This is a genomic window from Sulfidibacter corallicola (genome assembly GCF_017498545.1).
Lineage (GTDB): Bacteria > Acidobacteriota > Holophagae > Acanthopleuribacterales > Acanthopleuribacteraceae > Sulfidibacter > Sulfidibacter corallicola.
Genome location: NZ_CP071793.1, coordinates 7,665,500 through 7,680,773, shown reverse-complemented (window position 1 = coordinate 7,680,773; position 15,274 = coordinate 7,665,500). Strand labels below are relative to the sequence as shown.

The 15,274-nt window shown below is 56.7% G+C and carries 10 protein-coding genes; 3 read left to right on the top strand and 7 right to left on the bottom strand.

The features are described from left to right. The first annotated feature begins 95 nt into the window (after positions 1 to 95). A complete protein-coding gene (locus J3U87_RS23580) occupies positions 96 to 761 on the top strand; it encodes a phage tail protein (protein WP_237378235.1) in 666 nt (221 codons plus the stop codon). A gap of 278 nt (positions 762 to 1,039) precedes the next feature. Here J3U87_RS23580 and J3U87_RS23575 read toward each other — a convergent pair whose 3' ends face one another. Then, complete coding sequence (locus J3U87_RS23575; protein ID WP_237378234.1) at positions 1,040 to 3,859, bottom strand: tetratricopeptide repeat protein; 2,820 nt, start codon at positions 3,857 to 3,859, stop codon at positions 1,040 to 1,042. 1,212 nt (positions 3,860 to 5,071) lie between these two features. Here J3U87_RS23575 and J3U87_RS23570 point away from each other — a divergent pair. Next, the gene (locus J3U87_RS23570) at positions 5,072 to 5,872 is read left to right on the top strand and encodes a carboxypeptidase-like regulatory domain-containing protein (protein ID WP_237378233.1); all 801 of its coding nucleotides are present in this window, start codon (positions 5,072 to 5,074) and stop codon (positions 5,870 to 5,872) included. Positions 5,873 to 5,935: 63 nt separating this feature from the next. Further along, entirely contained in the window at positions 5,936 to 7,672 is a 1,737-nt protein-coding gene (locus tag J3U87_RS35040; protein ID WP_337249542.1) for a tetratricopeptide repeat protein, read from the top strand. Positions 7,673 to 8,471: 799 nt separating this feature from the next. Here the strand turns inward: J3U87_RS35040 and J3U87_RS23560 are convergent. From J3U87_RS23560 to J3U87_RS23540, 6 genes are all read right to left on the bottom strand, one after another. Next, positions 8,472 to 9,389, bottom strand: a complete 918-nt coding sequence (locus J3U87_RS23560; RefSeq protein WP_272932518.1) for a formylglycine-generating enzyme family protein — start codon at positions 9,387 to 9,389, stop codon at positions 8,472 to 8,474. A 149-nt stretch (positions 9,390 to 9,538) separates the two neighbouring features. Then, positions 9,539 to 9,676, bottom strand: a complete 138-nt coding sequence (locus J3U87_RS35355; RefSeq protein ID WP_420038224.1) for a hypothetical protein — start codon at positions 9,674 to 9,676, stop codon at positions 9,539 to 9,541. Between the two features lie 34 nt (positions 9,677 to 9,710). Next, the gene (locus J3U87_RS23555) at positions 9,711 to 10,607 is read right to left on the bottom strand and encodes an RNA-directed DNA polymerase (protein ID WP_237378231.1); all 897 of its coding nucleotides are present in this window, start codon (positions 10,605 to 10,607) and stop codon (positions 9,711 to 9,713) included. A gap of 82 nt (positions 10,608 to 10,689) precedes the next feature. Continuing rightward, complete coding sequence (locus J3U87_RS23550; RefSeq protein WP_237378230.1) at positions 10,690 to 11,205, bottom strand: HRDC domain-containing protein; 516 nt, start codon at positions 11,203 to 11,205, stop codon at positions 10,690 to 10,692. Beyond that, the gene (locus J3U87_RS23545) at positions 11,202 to 14,141 is read right to left on the bottom strand and encodes a formylglycine-generating enzyme family protein (RefSeq protein WP_237378229.1); all 2,940 of its coding nucleotides are present in this window, start codon (positions 14,139 to 14,141) and stop codon (positions 11,202 to 11,204) included. Before J3U87_RS23545 ends, J3U87_RS23550 begins: the two co-directional genes overlap by 4 nt. Continuing rightward, positions 14,138 to 15,259 carry an AAA family ATPase gene (locus J3U87_RS23540; protein WP_237378228.1) on the bottom strand — a complete coding sequence of 374 codons (1,122 nt, stop codon included), beginning with the start codon at positions 15,257 to 15,259 and terminating at the stop codon, positions 14,138 to 14,140. The genes J3U87_RS23545 and J3U87_RS23540 overlap by 4 nt, the downstream gene beginning before the upstream one ends. Between the last annotated feature and the right edge of the window lie 15 nt (positions 15,260 to 15,274).

The window sequence follows — 15,274 nt, the reverse complement described above, 5'->3', positions numbered from 1 at the left end:
TGAGTTCCGGTTTAGGGGGTGCTCGCACGAAAAACCCCCATGAATTCAAAAATTCGGAAACCGGTCCAAGAATTCAAAAAGGAAAAGGAGGTAACATGCCACCTAATAAGTTTGCCGTCTTAGCTCCACCTATCATTTCTGGTGTTTTTGCCGTTCTCGCTGCTGGAGTAAGTGTCTGGGGAGCAATGGAAGTAACCAAAGCTAAAGATGATACAACCAAAGCTAAAAATGAGGCAGAAAACGCCGTAAAAGGTATTAGGGTACCAATTGGGACTATTGTTGCCTTTGCGGGTAGTAAGGAAGATGTTCCCACAGAGGAAGGGTGGATGTTGTGTGATGGACGGACCCTCCCAGCCAGTGGTTATAAAGAGCTTGAATCGATTCTTAGAAGTCGGTTCGGCGGTGAAGCGCGGATTCCAGATTTCCGAGGTCGGGGACCCATTGGCGCTGGAAAAGGTGAAGGAACAGACGGTCAAGGAAAGCCCCTATCGGATCGGCTACTTGGAGAAGCCCTTGGCGCAGAGAAACACATGCTCATCAAGAATGAAATGCCAAGGCACCGACACTCGGCCAAACAACCGGAGAGCATGGGGCATTTCCCTGGGGAAAAGGGTAGAAGATACATCTGGGGCGGAACGGGTACAGATAATGATTTGACCGGTGAAGGTGGTGGACATTCGGAATTGGCGTGGGGGGAAAGTGTGCCACACAACAACATGCAACCGTCGTTGGCTGTCAACTTCATCATTAAAGCGAAGTGACGGTTTATGTGGGTCTGGTCCCTTGTGTGCGGGTCCAGTGGCACTTAATGTGGGCCCAGTGGCGGTTAATTGTAGCGACCTGTAAACATAAACAGCCCGGACCGCAAACAAACAACAGCTTGGGACCAGATTAAGTGATTCTATCCACCCAATCGGGACCAGATTAAGTGAGAATGGGCCCACTCTAACTGCAACTGGGCCCGCAATCATCCCGCTCGGACCACTTTAAATGCAAATGAATTGGGGATTCGCCTTGTCCTTCTGAAGGCGAGTGTGTCTTATTCCAGATTCTCAAGGAATTGATTCAGAAACGATTCGATTCGAGGGTCCACAGGAACGTTCTTCTCCTTACACACTTGAATCTGCATTTGGCACATAGAGATGTATTCCTTGGCTTTAGACTTTTCCGAGCCCGAATAGTGAAGAGCCATTTTAATGAGACTGACGGAAAGGTCGCGTTGCCACCCGGCATTGGTGGGATCGGCCTCCGCCAACTTCTGGGCAATGGCGAGGCTGGCTCGGTAGCTTGCCAAGGCGCCGGCACCATCGCCCTGGGCCTTGAGCACGTCTCCGATCTTATTGAAGCTGACGGAAAGGTCGCGTTGCCACCCGGCATTGGTGGGATCGGCCTCCGCCAACTTCTGGGCAATGGCGAGGCTGGCTCGGTAGCTTGCCAAGGCGCCGGCACCATCGCCTTGGGCCTGGAGCACGTCTCCGATCTTATTGAAGCTGACGGAAAGGTCGCGTTGCCACCCGGCATTGGTGGGATCGGCCTCCGCCAACTTCTCTCGAATGGCGAGGCTGGCTCGGTAGCTTGCCAAGGCGCCGGCACCATCGCCCTGGGCCTGGAGCACGTCTCCGATCTTATTGAAGCTGACGGAAAGGTCGCGTTGCCACCCGGCATTGGTGGGATCGGCCTCCGCCAACTTCTCTCGAATGGCGAGGCTGGCTCGGTAGCTTGCCAAGGCGCCGGCACCATCGCCCTGGGCCTGGAGCACGTCTCCGATCTTATTGAAGCTGACGGAAAGGTCGCGTTGCCACCCGGCATTGGTGGGATCGGCCTCCGCCAACTTCTCTTGTATGGCGAGGCTGGCTCGGTAGCTTGCCAAGGCGCCGGCACCATCGCCCTGAGCCTGGAGCACGTCTCCAACATTTGCCTGGCTGACGGAAAGGTCGCGTTGCCACCCGGCATTGGTGGGATCGGCCTCCGCCAACTTCTGGGCAATGGCGAGGCTGGCTCGGTAGCTTGCCAAGGCGCCGGCACCATCGCCCTGGGCCTGGAGCACGTCTCCGATCTTATCCTGGCTGACGGAAAGGTCGCGTTGCCACCGGGCATTGGTGGGATCGGCCTCCGCCAACTTCTCTCGAATGGCGAGGCTGGCTCGGTAGCTTGCCAAGGCGCCGGCACCATCGCCCTGGGCCTGGAGCACGTCTCCAACATTTGCCTGGCTGACGGAAAGGTCGCGTTGCCACCCGGCATTGGTGGGATCGGCCTCCGCCAACTTCTCTCGAATGGCGAGGCTGGCTCGGTAGCTTGCCAAGGCGCCGGCACCATCGCCCTGGGCCTGGAGCACGTCTCCGATCCTATCCTGGCTGACGGAGAGGTCGCGTTGCCACCCGGCATTGGTGGGATCGGCCTCCGCCAACTTCTCTCGAATGGCGAGGCTGGCTCGGTAGCTTGCCAAGGCGCCGGCACCATCGCCCTGGGCCTGGAGCACGTCTCCGATCCTATCCTGGCTGACGGAGAGGTCGCGTTGCCACCCGGCATTGGTGGGATCGGCCTCCGCCAACTTCTGGGCAATGGCGAGGCTGGCTCGGTAGCTTGCCAAGGCGCCGGCACCATCGCCCTGGGCCTGGAGCACGTCTCCGATCTTATTGAAGCTGACGGAAAGGTCGCGTTGCCACCCGGCATTGGTGGGATCGGCCTCCGCCAACTTCTGGGCAATGGCGAGGCTGGCTCGGTAGCTTGCCAAGGCGCCGGCACCATCGCCCTGGGCCTGGAGCACGTCTCCGATCTTATTGAAGCTGACGGAAAGGTCGCGTTGCCACCCGGCATTGGTGGGATCGGCCTCCGCCAACTTCTCTCGAATGGCGAGGCTGGCTCGGTAGCTTGCCAAGGCGCCGGCACCATCGCCCTGGGCCTGGAGCACGTCTCCGATCCTATCCTGGCTGACGGAGAGGTCGCGTTGCCACCGGGCATTGGTGGGATCGGCCTCCGCCAACTTCTCTTGTATGGCGAGGCTGGCTCGGTAGCTTGCCAAGGCGCCGGCACCATCGCCCTGGGCCTGGAGCACGTCTCCGATCTTATTGAAGCTGACGGAAAGGTCGCGTTGCCACCCGGCATTGGTGGGATCGGCCTCCGCCAACTTCTCTCGAATGGCGAGGCTGGCTCGGTAGCTTGCCAAGGCGCCGGCACCATCGCCCTGGGCCTGGAGCACGTCTCCAACATTTGCCTGGCTGACGGAAAGGTCGCGTTGCCACCCGGCATTGGTGGGATCGGCCTCCGCCAACTTCTCTCGAATGGCGAGGCTGGCTCGGTAGCTTGCCAAGGCGCCGGCACCATCGCCCTGGGCCTGGAGCACGTCTCCGATCTTATTGAAGCTGACGGAAAGGTCGCGTTGCCACCCGGCATTGGTGGGATCGGCCTCCGCCAACTTCTCTTGTATGGCGAGGCTGGCTCGGTAGCTTGCCAAGGCGCCGGCACCATCGCCCTGGGCCTGGAGCACGTCTCCAACATTTGCCTGGCTGACGGAAAGGTCGCGTTGCCACCCGGCATTGGTGGGATCGGCCTCCGCCAACTTCTCTCGAATGGCGAGGCTGGCTCGGTAGCTTGCCAAGGCGCCGGCACCATCTCCCTGGGCCTGGAGCACGTCTCCAACATTTGCCTGGCTGGCGGAAAGGTCGCGTTGCCACCCGGCATTGGTGGGATCGGCCTCCGCCAACTTCTCTCGAATGGCGAGGGCAAGAGTGAAATCCGACTCTGCTTTCACCAAATTCCCCATAGTTACGTACACCGAGCCGCGGTTGCTAAACACGGCAGGGTGGTTCAAGCCTTCGTTGATGGCATTCGAATAGAATTTCAGGGCGTTCCCAGCCATTCCAACCTCTTGGTGTGCATAGCCTAAATAAAAATCGCGCCACTTGTTTTTGACGTGTGTCGACTTTTCAAAAAAGGAAATAGCACGTTCGTAGTCATCCTTCTCGTAAGCTGCTAATCCCAAGGTCCAAAGGACGAGAAAGTCGATATCTTTATGGAGTTTTCCCTGGCGAATATCTGAAAGCCCGACCTTTTTCTCGGTTGTTTGGCCCTGCATCTGGGCCCCTAAAGGGGCGGTTTCGATGAGCGCATATTCCAGACAGGCTTCGATCTTGGAGGAGCATACATCTGCATAGTTGCCCCAAATCACCAAGTCGGCATTATGGGCTTTCCCGATTTCCCTTCCTTCTTCATAGGTATCCGGACAGCCGGCCCCTTCTACCAAACGAACTTCCAGGCCCAAATCCAGTTGGGCACTCCATTTCTTCAGGCCCTTTTTTACATTTTTCGCAACGTAAACATCCGAATCTCGACAGGTCCTGTCCGGCGAAAAAGGAAGAATCAGGATGTAATAGCCACCCGGCTTTCGGTCAAAAGGTTCGATTTTCGTTTCTACGGTCTGTGGAGAAGAGTTTTCGAGAAACCTCTTGAGATCCTCCATTTTCAAGTCGAGGTTTTCAGCCAGTTCCGCGAGTGACGATCGCTGCGCCGCCAGTTCATCGATGATCTGCCTTTTAACATCTGGGTCGTGGAGGTCCCCGATCTCTCCTGGCCGGAATAAAACCACAGTCACCCATTCATTCGGATTGGCTGGGAGGCGAATGAAATACCGCGGTGTCGGGAAGACCCATTCAGACTGAGATTCCAGCGTGATCTCAATCTGGCGACCTGGTTGGAAATCCCCCTCTAAGAGGAGTACAAACTTTCCATCGTCGCCCGTGACGTTTTTCGCACCGACTACTCGGACATTCGTGACCGCGCGGCCCCCAGTATCTTTTAAAAGGATCATCACCTTGGCTTTTTCATGAAGGAGGGGAAGCGTGCTCAGGAACAAGAGAAGCCCTAATGCTTTGACCATAAAGTCACCATGGCGTCACAAAAACGATCGTTTTTGGGGCATGGACCACCCCGCAGTATCACACCCACTTTCAATATAGATTCGGCTCACCTTTCCCGTAACATTATCATTTTCGCAAAACTTGAGAGCATTCCTTGCTTTTGATACCATTAAAATACTGGATGGTAGGTCTCTAACGAAGATTTGGTGGGTGGTATGTCTGAAGAACGCAAATCACAGGAATTGGCACCAAACCCTTCCAACAAGGAACGGACCGCAGTTTTTGTTTTTGGGGTCATCCTTGTGTTTGTTTTTCTGGGTCTCATTATCTTTGTTCCCGACCCTACTCCCTTTCAATATACTGTATTTCGTATCGTGCTTTCCCTTGCGGCTGCAGGAGTTGCGACCTTCATCCCCGGCTTGATTAATGTGGAAATTAGAAAGATCATTAGAGCAGGCGGAGCTATTGCAGTATTTGTCATCGTCTACTTCTATGCTCCGGCAGGCATGCCAACGGGTTCAAAACCATATCGTTTGTTCATCACGGTTCTCAACCAAGAAGGCTTACCCGTTTCAAATGCAAAAATTACGACGGATACAGCTGAACAAATCCGCAAATTGGACAATGCATGGGAGTTGGTGGTTAGAGATCGAAAAGCAGGTGATACGGTAAATATTTATGCCGCCTTCGGCTTCACTCAGGGAAAAGAGTCGGTGGTTCTTGGTGGTGACAAGGAATATCGCATTTCGATCACTTTAAAGAAAAGAACAGACGGCATCATCTCCGGAAGAGTCACCGACCAGCGAGGGCATCCCCTTTCAGGGGTTTTCGTCAGTGTCTTGGGTCATGAACCGGACGGAATTCGGACCGACGATCAAGGTCATTTTAAACTGAAGACCCATGCGGCTCCTGGGGAAGAAGTACGAGTAACCGCAGAGAGTGACAACCTCAGTTGGAGCGGCTACATACCTGCTGGTGGATCCGTCGAGATTCGCTTGAATGAAAGAAATGAGTGATCCCACTGCAGAGTACTTCTGCGCGGTGATCCATGCCCCAAAAACGATCGTTTTTGCGACGCCATGGAGGACCCGATGAAAGGTTGGATGATCCTTCTCATGCCCACCTTGGCTTGGGCCCAGGTTTCCCGTGTCAACCTCTATGTAGAAGATCTGCATGGGAACCCCATCCCCGGCGTTTCTATCTTCTCCAAGCCCGGTCAAGCCGAGGCCCCGACCGGAGACGATGGCAGAACGGTCCTTTTGATTACTGGAGAGCTGCATCCGGGTGAGGAAGTCGAACTCAAAGTAGAAGGTGATTCAGTTTGGGTGTTTCTCACGCCCCATTTCAGGATCAACTGCCCCAACCCTCGGGAAAAACCGGTGACCGTGGTCTTGGTCAAAAAGGGGGACCGGGATATCTTGGCCTCCGCGGCGGCCAAGCGGGAAATCGTAAGGAACTTGCTCACCTTGATCGGGGCCCACTTCGACGTCACATCTCAAGTTGGTGACGCGGAACGGCAAAGACTCGCCTTGGCGTCCGTGGCTGAGAACCTGGGCTTGCCCCCAGAAGAAATCGACCAAGCGATTCGGGTCTGGAGGAACCAAACCGGGGATCTCTTTGATGAGGGGTTGGCAGCGTTGTATGAAAGAAGGTTCCCCGAGGCCATACCGCCGCTGGTGCAATCCTACAACAGGTCAAAAGAGCGCCTTAAGAAGAAGGAAAAGGCTCTTGAGGATGAGCGCGAGACGCTCGCAGAACGAGCCTTTTTTCTGGGGCAGGCCCTAAACGGTGTAGGAAAATATCGGGAGGCACTTGCTAAATACCAAGAAGCCGTCAATCTGCAACCGCATCGCCATACCTATTCAAATGGGTTGGGGGTCGCTCTGGTAAATATGGGGCTCTATAAAAAAGCCAGAGCCCTTTTTTCGAAACTTTTGGATGAGCGAATAAGCACCTCGGGAGACGAGCATCCCCAGACCTTGGCGAGCATGAACAACTTGGCCCAATCCCTCTACGCCCAAGGCGATTGGGCCGGGGCCCGCGTTCTCCACGAGAAGGTCCTGGAGATCAGCCGACGCACCTTGGGGGACGAGCATCCCCAGACCTTGAGGTGCATGAACAACTTGGGCGGAACCCTCAAAGCCCAAGGGGATTTGCCCGGGGCCCGCGTTCTTCTCGAGAGGGTCCTGGAGATCAGCCGACGCACCTTGGGGGACGAGCATCCCCAGACCTTGAGGTGCATGAACAACTTGGCCCAATCCCTCAAAGCCCAAGGCGATTGGGCCGGGGCCCGCGTTCTTCTCGAGAAGGTCCTGGAGATCAGCCGACGCACCTTGGGGGACAAGCATCCCCATACCTTGACGAGCATGAACAACTTGGCCCAATCCCTCTACGCCCAAGGGGATTTGTCCGGGGCCCGCGTTCTTCTCGAGAAGGTCCTGGAGATCAGGCGACGCACCTTGGGGGACGCGCATCCCGATACCTTGATCTGCATGAACAACTTGGCCGGAACCCTCAAAGCCCAAGGGGATTTGCCCGGGGCCCGCATCCTGGAAGAGAAGGTCCTGGAGATCAGGCAACGCACCTTGGGGGAAAGGCATCCTGACACGATGATCAGCCACTGGAGCCTTTTGTTGACTTATAGGACGGCGGGTAGAACCGATGAGTTCATGAAAAAGATTCCCACTCTGATGTGGCTCCTCGACGCCGAGGACAAAGAGCTATCCGCAGATCTCCGCACCATTCGGAATCATCTCAAACAACTCTTAGAAGAGATTCAGAACGAGGGTGAACGAGAGCCTGAAGAGGCTCAATAATTTCGATATGCCACCTCTGTGGCCAAAAGGCGCAAAGGTGCCTCCTGTATTTGGGCCTGCTCACCCAGTCTAACGCACGTTAAGCATTTGTCGCTGAACCAACCTGGTCCAATTCGCAAATATTGTGGTCCCAATCGGATGATTGCGGGCCCAGTTGCAAAAAATGTGGGCCCAGCATGCCGGATAGAATCAATTAATGTGAGCCCAAAAGACCCTTTGATTGCGGTCCCGGCCAAATATGTTCGCGGGTCGCTACAGGTAACCGTCAGCGTCCTCGGCCATGAACCGGATGGGATTCGGACCGACGATCAAGGCCATTACAAGCTGAAAGCCCATGCTGCTCCCGGAGAGGAAGTACGCGTCACAGCAGAGCGTGGCAAACTTCGTTGGAGCGGCTACTTGCCGGCCGGTGAATCCGTCGAGATTCGTTTGAGCGAAAGAAAATAATGGGCCCAGTTGCAAATAATGTGGTCCCGATCAGATGATTGCGGGCCCAGTTGCAAATAATGTGGTCCCATTCTCATTTAATGTGGGCCCGGCCAGGTGGATAGAATCAGTTAATGTGGTCCCGAAACATCTCTTGTTTGCGGTCCCGGCCGTTTATGATTGCAGGTCGCTACAACTATCCTGACACATAGGGACATCGAGCGGGTACATATAGGTTGATTGTTGAGAAGGCAAAATGAGAGCATTTTGGACGGGTTCCCAGCGATTTCGGCGGCCTTCGAAAACCCGCTCATCAAACGACCGTTTTTTTGCGACAAGAGTGCTGAGACCCCCCGGTATTTAGCACTCTCCCTCACCGCTGCCTCCGCGCCCTCCGCGATGCCTGACCGGTGTCGGTCCCCGCCACCTGTCCGCCACCGCTACGTGGGTGCTCGCCCGGACGCTCCGCTTTTTCCTCTAAATCACCATGACCTGAGACCAAGCGGAAGCCGCTGTCGAGCCAGACGAAGCCAGGCCCGTACGCGATCCGGGACGCCGACCGGCAGTACCTGGCGTCGCTGATCCAGCCACCGCCGCGAAACACGCGCTCATGGCCGCTATCAGGACCCGTTGGGTCAAGCATGCTCTCCTCGTCGTAGGGCCCGTACCAATCGGCACACCATTCCCACACATTGCCGTGCATTTGATAAAGCCCCCAACCATTCGGGGGCACTTCTTTTACGGGAATCGTTTTTTCCCGGAAAGCGCCTTTGGCATCACTGGACCGATAGGGGTAACGGCCATCGAAATTGACTTGGTCGGTGGAGATCGTTTCCCCAAAGCAAAAGGGCGTTTGCGTGTTCGCCCTGCATGCATACTCCCACTCAGCCTCCGTAGGCAAACGCAAGGGCACCTCGGGACACATGTCGCGCCACTTCTCCAGAAAAGCGGTGACCCTATCGAAAGTGACCGATTCAACCGGTAACATTTCGCCCTTAAAGTGGCTTGGGTTTTCCGCCATGACCGCCGACCATAAGGCTTGCGTACATGCGGTGTCCGCCATCCAAAACCCCTGACTCAGGGTTACCCGGCGCTGTGCTTCATAATTCCCTCGGCAGTGCTCTTCCTCGGGCGAACCCATGGTAAAGGTCCCCGGGGGGATCCATCGGTAGGATTGGGGTACATCGCGAAATACGATCGTTTGCCAAATCCCATAGACGTCTTGACCATAGGCAGCCGTCCAGCGATAAGGAAAGTCGCTAGGCGGACGCAGGACACATGGCTGGATCAAACGCAAGAATCACCACCGGTAAGGGGAGCGCCCGACCAGCTTTCAGTGTCCTAAGGCGATTTTGTCGCCCACGCCTACTCGCAGATCGGGGCCCAATGGGTTTTTGCCAAGGTAGCGCATCGCGCTCCCTGGACTGGATCCAGGTCGGGTCAGTCGCCACACTGGGGCAGCTGAGCTGAGACCAAGCGGAAGCCGTAGTCGTGCCAGTCGTTGCCAGGCTCGTTCGCGTTCCGGTACGCCGACCGGCAGTTCCTGGCGTTGTTGATCCAGCTACCGCCGCGAAGCACGCGCTTATGGCCTTAAGACCGGAACCCAACCCGATCATACATCGAGTTCCTGAAAAAAGTGATGACCAGCGATACGCCAACCCACCGCATCGACACCTGCTGTAATCGCCAGGACAGCGGAAAAACCTTGTTGCAACTGGCCCGACGTCAAGGCGTCTTCTCGATAGGCCCGCTCCAATCGTTGTCGCCCCTGAAGGTAACGACGGCATCGTCTTCGGCTCAGACGTAGACCGGATCGGACCATACGAAAACCACAAAAGCCGACGCCATGCGCAGATCTCCCCACACAGCCTTTCCCCTTGATTTGAAGGCTCAGTTCCTCCCTCAGCCAAGTCCGCGCGGCGGCCAAGGTTTCCCGTGCCTGAGCCTTATTCGCACACCACCAAATACTGTCGTCCATATATCGCACATGCCAGGCCACCTTCTGCTTTTCGAGCAGAAAACGATCCAATCCGTTCAGGTAGAAATTGGCAAAATGTTGGGAGGTAAGGGTCCCGATCGGCAAACCCACCCCGGTTGCACCGCCGTGGAACGAAAAAATCCTCTCGACCAACCGAAAAAAGCCCCTACCCTTCAGCCTCTTCCGCAACAATCGCAAAAGGATCTCGTGGACGATTGAGTCGAAATAAGCGCAGATATCGATGCGAACATACCAGGGAAACCGACGCACCCCGGCAAGCACCGCGTTGGCTGCGGCAAAGGCACCCTTTCCCTTTCGGCACGCAAAGGTCGAGTCCACCAAAGCCCGATCCAGAACCGGGCCGACACAGTTCATCATGGCGTGATGAAGCACTCGATCCGCAAAGCAAGGCGCGTGAATCACTCGGCGCTTGGGATCGTGAATCACAAACCGGTGTTCGCGGCCGTAGGGCGCATGCCCTGAAAAAAGATCGACTTGCAAGCGATGCAAACTCTTTTCGAGAACGCTCATGAAGGCCCATACCTCCCGGCGATGTCTCTTCCCCTTCGCGGCGCGCCAAGCAGCGTGAGTGAGGTTATCCCACGCCGCAATGTCATTCATTCGAATGGCGCTCGGTTTTCCCATGGGACTCCCCTACACCCTGGTTAGTGCCATTGTTCAACGCGAATACTTCTTTTAGTACCGTCAAGAAAGCGGGGCCAAATTGCTCGCACTTCCCCTTGCCAATCCCTTCAATCGCCAACATCTGGCGTGCGGAAGTCACCCGCTTTAATACCAGCGAGGCCAATTGCTGGTTGGTAAACAAGGCATAGGCCGGAAGGCCTTTCTCTTCTGCCAATTGCTTGCGGATTTCGCGGAGCCGGGCATATACCTGGAAATCTGCGTCATCCAGCACTTGCCGATAATCGACACGCGGTTCTTTTCCGGGCCGATTCGGTGCGGCGGCACCGTCCAACCAGCTCACCGCAAGGGCCCAGTAGCTGTTGGCACCATCCGCCACAAAGTGGCGATCCACATGAACCACCCGATGACTGGACAAAAAGGCATTGAGGCGCTCGGCTTCCGCCTCGCTGTTTTGAGCAGGAATCTGGAAGAATCGATATTTCATGACGCCCCCCGCTTCTTCCGCGATGCCTGACCGGTGTCGGTCCCCGCCACCTGTCCGTCATCGCTGCTTGGGTGCACTCCCGGACGCTTCGCTTTTTCCTCTGAATCACCATGACCTGAGACCAAGCGGAAGCCGTAGTCGAGCCAGCCGACGCCAGGCCCGCCCGCGTCCCGGGCCGCCGACCGGCAGAGCCTGGCGTAGCGGATCCAGCCACCGCCGCGAAGCACGCGCTCATGGCCCGTATCGGGCCCCTGAGGGTCAATGGCCAACCCGTCCGTGTAGGCCCCGTCCCAATCGCGACACCATTCCCAAACATTGCCATGCATTTGGAATAAACCCCAGTCGTTTGGGGGAAACGACGTCACGGGTGTGGTCCCCTCCCGGCTCTGTCCCTGCACTTCCCCGCCCAAGTGTGCCCGACCATTGAAGTTAACCTGTTCGGTCGTGATCGCATGGCCAAAGGCAAAAGGCGTGGCGGTTCCCGCCCGACAGGCATACTCCCACTCGGCCTCGTAAGGTAGGCGAAATTCGGCTCCCGGCAACGTTTCGGTGAGGCGATCGAGGAATGTTCGCACATCATTCCATGAAACACTATCAACCGGCAGATCATTGCCCGTGAAGTGACTGGGCTCGGTTTCCATGACCGCCGTCCAGAAGCGTTGACTGCAGGCGGTATCTGCCATCCAAAACGGTTTGGTGATCCAGACGGGATGCCGGGGCCGTTCGTCATCATCGCCATCTTCAGCTTCCGTGGATCCCATCTTAAAGGCACCAGGGCCGATCCAACGGAAGCGCTGGGAAACACCCGCAATCATCACATCGGCGAAAAGACCGTATTCGTCGGTACCCGACCGCTGGGCCCAGCGCGGAATGGGAAACGACTCCTTGTCGAGTATCGCGTGTACCGCCGCGTCGACCCACGCACCGGTCCTCCAAAAAAAGGATTGACCGGACGACAACCTCCAGCGGCGGGGCTCCAACCAATACAAATCCCGCCCACTATGGGTCTGGTTCAGGTGGATCCAAACACCGCGCTCGTCCTCGCCCATGGCCACCGCCGGCTCAGGCAGACGGAGTCTTGTCAGACTCATGCGCTCGCGCTCAGTGCGAATGAAGAAGCGATCTCCTCGACCATCGGCTAACGAACTCGGCTGGCCCCCATCCAAAGCTCTCGATTCGAGACGGTTCCAATGGGGGCCACATACCAGGCTGGCGCGCGCGGTTTCGAAGGTCGCAAGGGTCCGCCGGGCCACCACGTCTGGCGATACCAAAGACAAGTCCGAAGGCACGAGCTGCAAGGACCCTCCGAAATACATGATCCGCCATTCAGTTTTCGGCATCACTCCTGCTATTTCCTCGTCCAGGAAATAGGGTTCACAGCCCGGAGGGATGGGGTCGGTGGGGGTATCAAGGAGTTGGCGCTGCAGCGCCAGCAACCTGGGAAAGATGACGCTTGATGCCCAGAGTCCTGGGTCGTGGAAATGACGCAGGGTAAATCGACGGATATAGCGTGCAACCCGGAGATCAGCAAGTTCGACCATCCGCCTTTCGAGCGCCTCGAAAAAGACCAAATCGACGTTCTCGACGTCACCTATTGCGCTTTGGAAGACGACCCGCTCCTCTTCCCCGATCGCCTCATCCAAGTTCCGATGATAGTGGCGGATGAGTGCAAAGGCCTGGCCGCGGATCTCCGGAAGATCGCGGAAAAGGGCTTCGTCGGTGAAACGCTTGCGATAGTGCGGTCTTCGCTCAGGGTCAAGCCACTTGATTTCAGGGGATCCGACGAGATCCGCATGTTGCCAGACCAAGCATTCCAAACCCAATCCCCACAGATCGGAAGGCAGTAACAACATCAAGGCACGTAATAAATCGAGTTCCACGCGAATGGTGGCCGCCATCAACGTGAGCAACACCTCGACGCCCCATTCGCGACGACGGTTTTTGGCGTCGTGGACGACATCCTCGGATGGGATACGATAGCGTTCCACACCTGTATGAAGCGAGCCGATCAACCGTGTCCACGAACTCCTCGGAGTTCGCGCACGTGGCTCTCCCGGCAGTAGCGCGAAGGTTCTCGCACCATGCTTGGCGTACCATCGCCCGATTCGATGCCAGCGCGTCGCCAGGCGTTGTCCCGGGGCCAGCGTTCCTAAATCGGAAAGTGCGAGAACCACCATGTCCTGGCGAGGCATGGGAACAGGCGCCTCGCGAAACCCTTTGGACGTCCCTTGATAGAAAATGGCCATCCCCGCCATGTCGACCCACCACAGAGTCTGACCGGATTGCCCCAGCAACCGCACGAGGGCCTGGCCGAGCCCTAGATAATCCTTGGCATAGGGCGTCAAGTGAGAGCTGCCGTCCAAGATGACCATGACATCGTTCGGCCAATCATGATGTTTGCGACGTGGCACCTTTAACAGCGGTTCGAGCCGAGCGATCGCTGCCACGGCCCGCGCTTCGTCGATCGCCCGCGAGGATTGAATGTCCCCCAAGACCCGATGAAGCCCCTTCCCAACGGCACGCCAGGGAAAAAGAGGCGGATGGTTATCCTGAATCGCAATACCATCAACCTTGGCTCGATCGCGTTGTGGTTGCCGTTTTTGGGAGTCCGCGGCATCCGATCTAATCATGGAAGGTTCGGCGATGCGCTCGCGGTGCTTCAGGATCCACATCGGTAGATCGATAACCGTGACTTGTTCGACCGGTTCAGGCTCCTCTTCTTCGAATGGGGTTGGTGACCCTCCTGTAGGGGGGGAGGGCGTCTGTTCCTGCTCCTCTTTCTTGAATGGGTTGTGAGAACCTTGAGGTTCGAACCCCAGGAACTCCGCCATTTCTCTGCCGACCTCCTTCCCGAACGCATCAAAAAGGCGCACCAAATCACCCAGACCCACCGAATGGGAGGGCGGAAGAAGGGAACGAGGAAGGGTTTTCGTCACAAGTCCACCTGTTGGCTTTTGTCGAAGGCGAATTCGACGAGGTCCTTCAGACGTTTGCGCTGCTGCTCCTTATCAGTCTCGATTTCCATAAGGGCCCGAACCAAGTCCAGGTATTCACCCTGGCCGGGCTTGCCTTGGCCCTGAGAAATGGCCTCTTTGCGAAACTTCCAAAGTTGATGGGCACATTCGCGCAAAACCTCCTCGTGACAATGAGCATACTTGCCGAAGTGAACTCGCCCGCGCGCTACCAGCCAAGATTTGAAGGCTTCCGGATCTTCGTCCATTTTGATGGTGTACACGAAGCAGCGGCGCATGAATGCTGGCGGAAGGGTGCGCTCGCGATTGGTGGTGACAATCACCAGCGGGCGGCCTTTATCTGGCGTGACCAGACCCTTGGAAAGGTAGGGAATCGAGAAGCCTCCGTTATCGAGGACTTCCAGGAGGCCATTGGGCAAGTCCGCGTTGGCCTTGTCAATTTCATCAATGAGGAGCACACGGCCGGTCGGGTTAATGCGATCATGCATGGCATACGGTTCGTCGGAGAGGTTTTGAATCGCTTCTTCCTTCAGTTTCTTATCTAGGCAGTGACGCACATGAGGGGGTTGACTTTGGATCCCAAAGTCACACGCACGGAATTGCGCTCTCGCCGAAGCCCAATTGACTGCCCACCACAGCGGGCCCGGCGCCAAGAAGTGCTCTGCCGCGAGCCGTTTCTCACGAATCGGAGGCTCGTTTTCCGAGTGCACCTCTCGGATGTGACCGTCGTCGTCGGTTGTGCTCCGACCCTCATTCCGCGAAAATACTGTCACGCCCGGCTGACTCAGCAGTTGGGCCTGCCCGAGGCGGGCCACCGCATCGAAATGCCATTGCAAATCAGTGCATTCACTGCGATGGTGGATGACGGTGGAAATAAAGGGCCATTTCATGGCCTGGGCGACGGCGCGAGCCAGTTGGCTCTTACCACAACCAGGTTCCCCTTGAATCAGGAGGGGGCGCCGGGCGGCACAGGCTGCGCGGATCGCCCATATCGCTTTTTTTTCGAAAATATGGCGGGTCCCCCGCCAGGTTCCCATCGGGTCAAGATCGAGTTCGTCACCGGGTTGTATATGATTTAGCATCGCGTGGTCCTCGAG

Coding starts and splice junctions, on each gene's coding strand:
- J3U87_RS23580 (WP_237378235.1), top strand. CDS start 96: ATGCCACCTAATAAGTTTGCCGTCTTAGCTCCACCTATCATTTCTGGT.
- J3U87_RS23575 (WP_237378234.1), bottom strand. CDS start 3,859: ATGGCTGGGAACGCCCTGAAATTCTATTCGAATGCCATCAACGAAGGC.
- J3U87_RS23570 (WP_237378233.1), top strand. CDS start 5,072: ATGTCTGAAGAACGCAAATCACAGGAATTGGCACCAAACCCTTCCAAC.
- J3U87_RS35040 (WP_337249542.1), top strand. CDS start 5,936: ATGGAGGACCCGATGAAAGGTTGGATGATCCTTCTCATGCCCACCTTG.
- J3U87_RS23555 (WP_237378231.1), bottom strand. CDS start 10,607: ATGAGCGTTCTCGAAAAGAGTTTGCATCGCTTGCAAGTCGATCTTTTT.
- J3U87_RS23550 (WP_237378230.1), bottom strand. CDS start 11,205: ATGAAATATCGATTCTTCCAGATTCCTGCTCAAAACAGCGAGGCGGAA.
- J3U87_RS23540 (WP_237378228.1), bottom strand. CDS start 15,259: ATGCTAAATCATATACAACCCGGTGACGAACTCGATCTTGACCCGATG.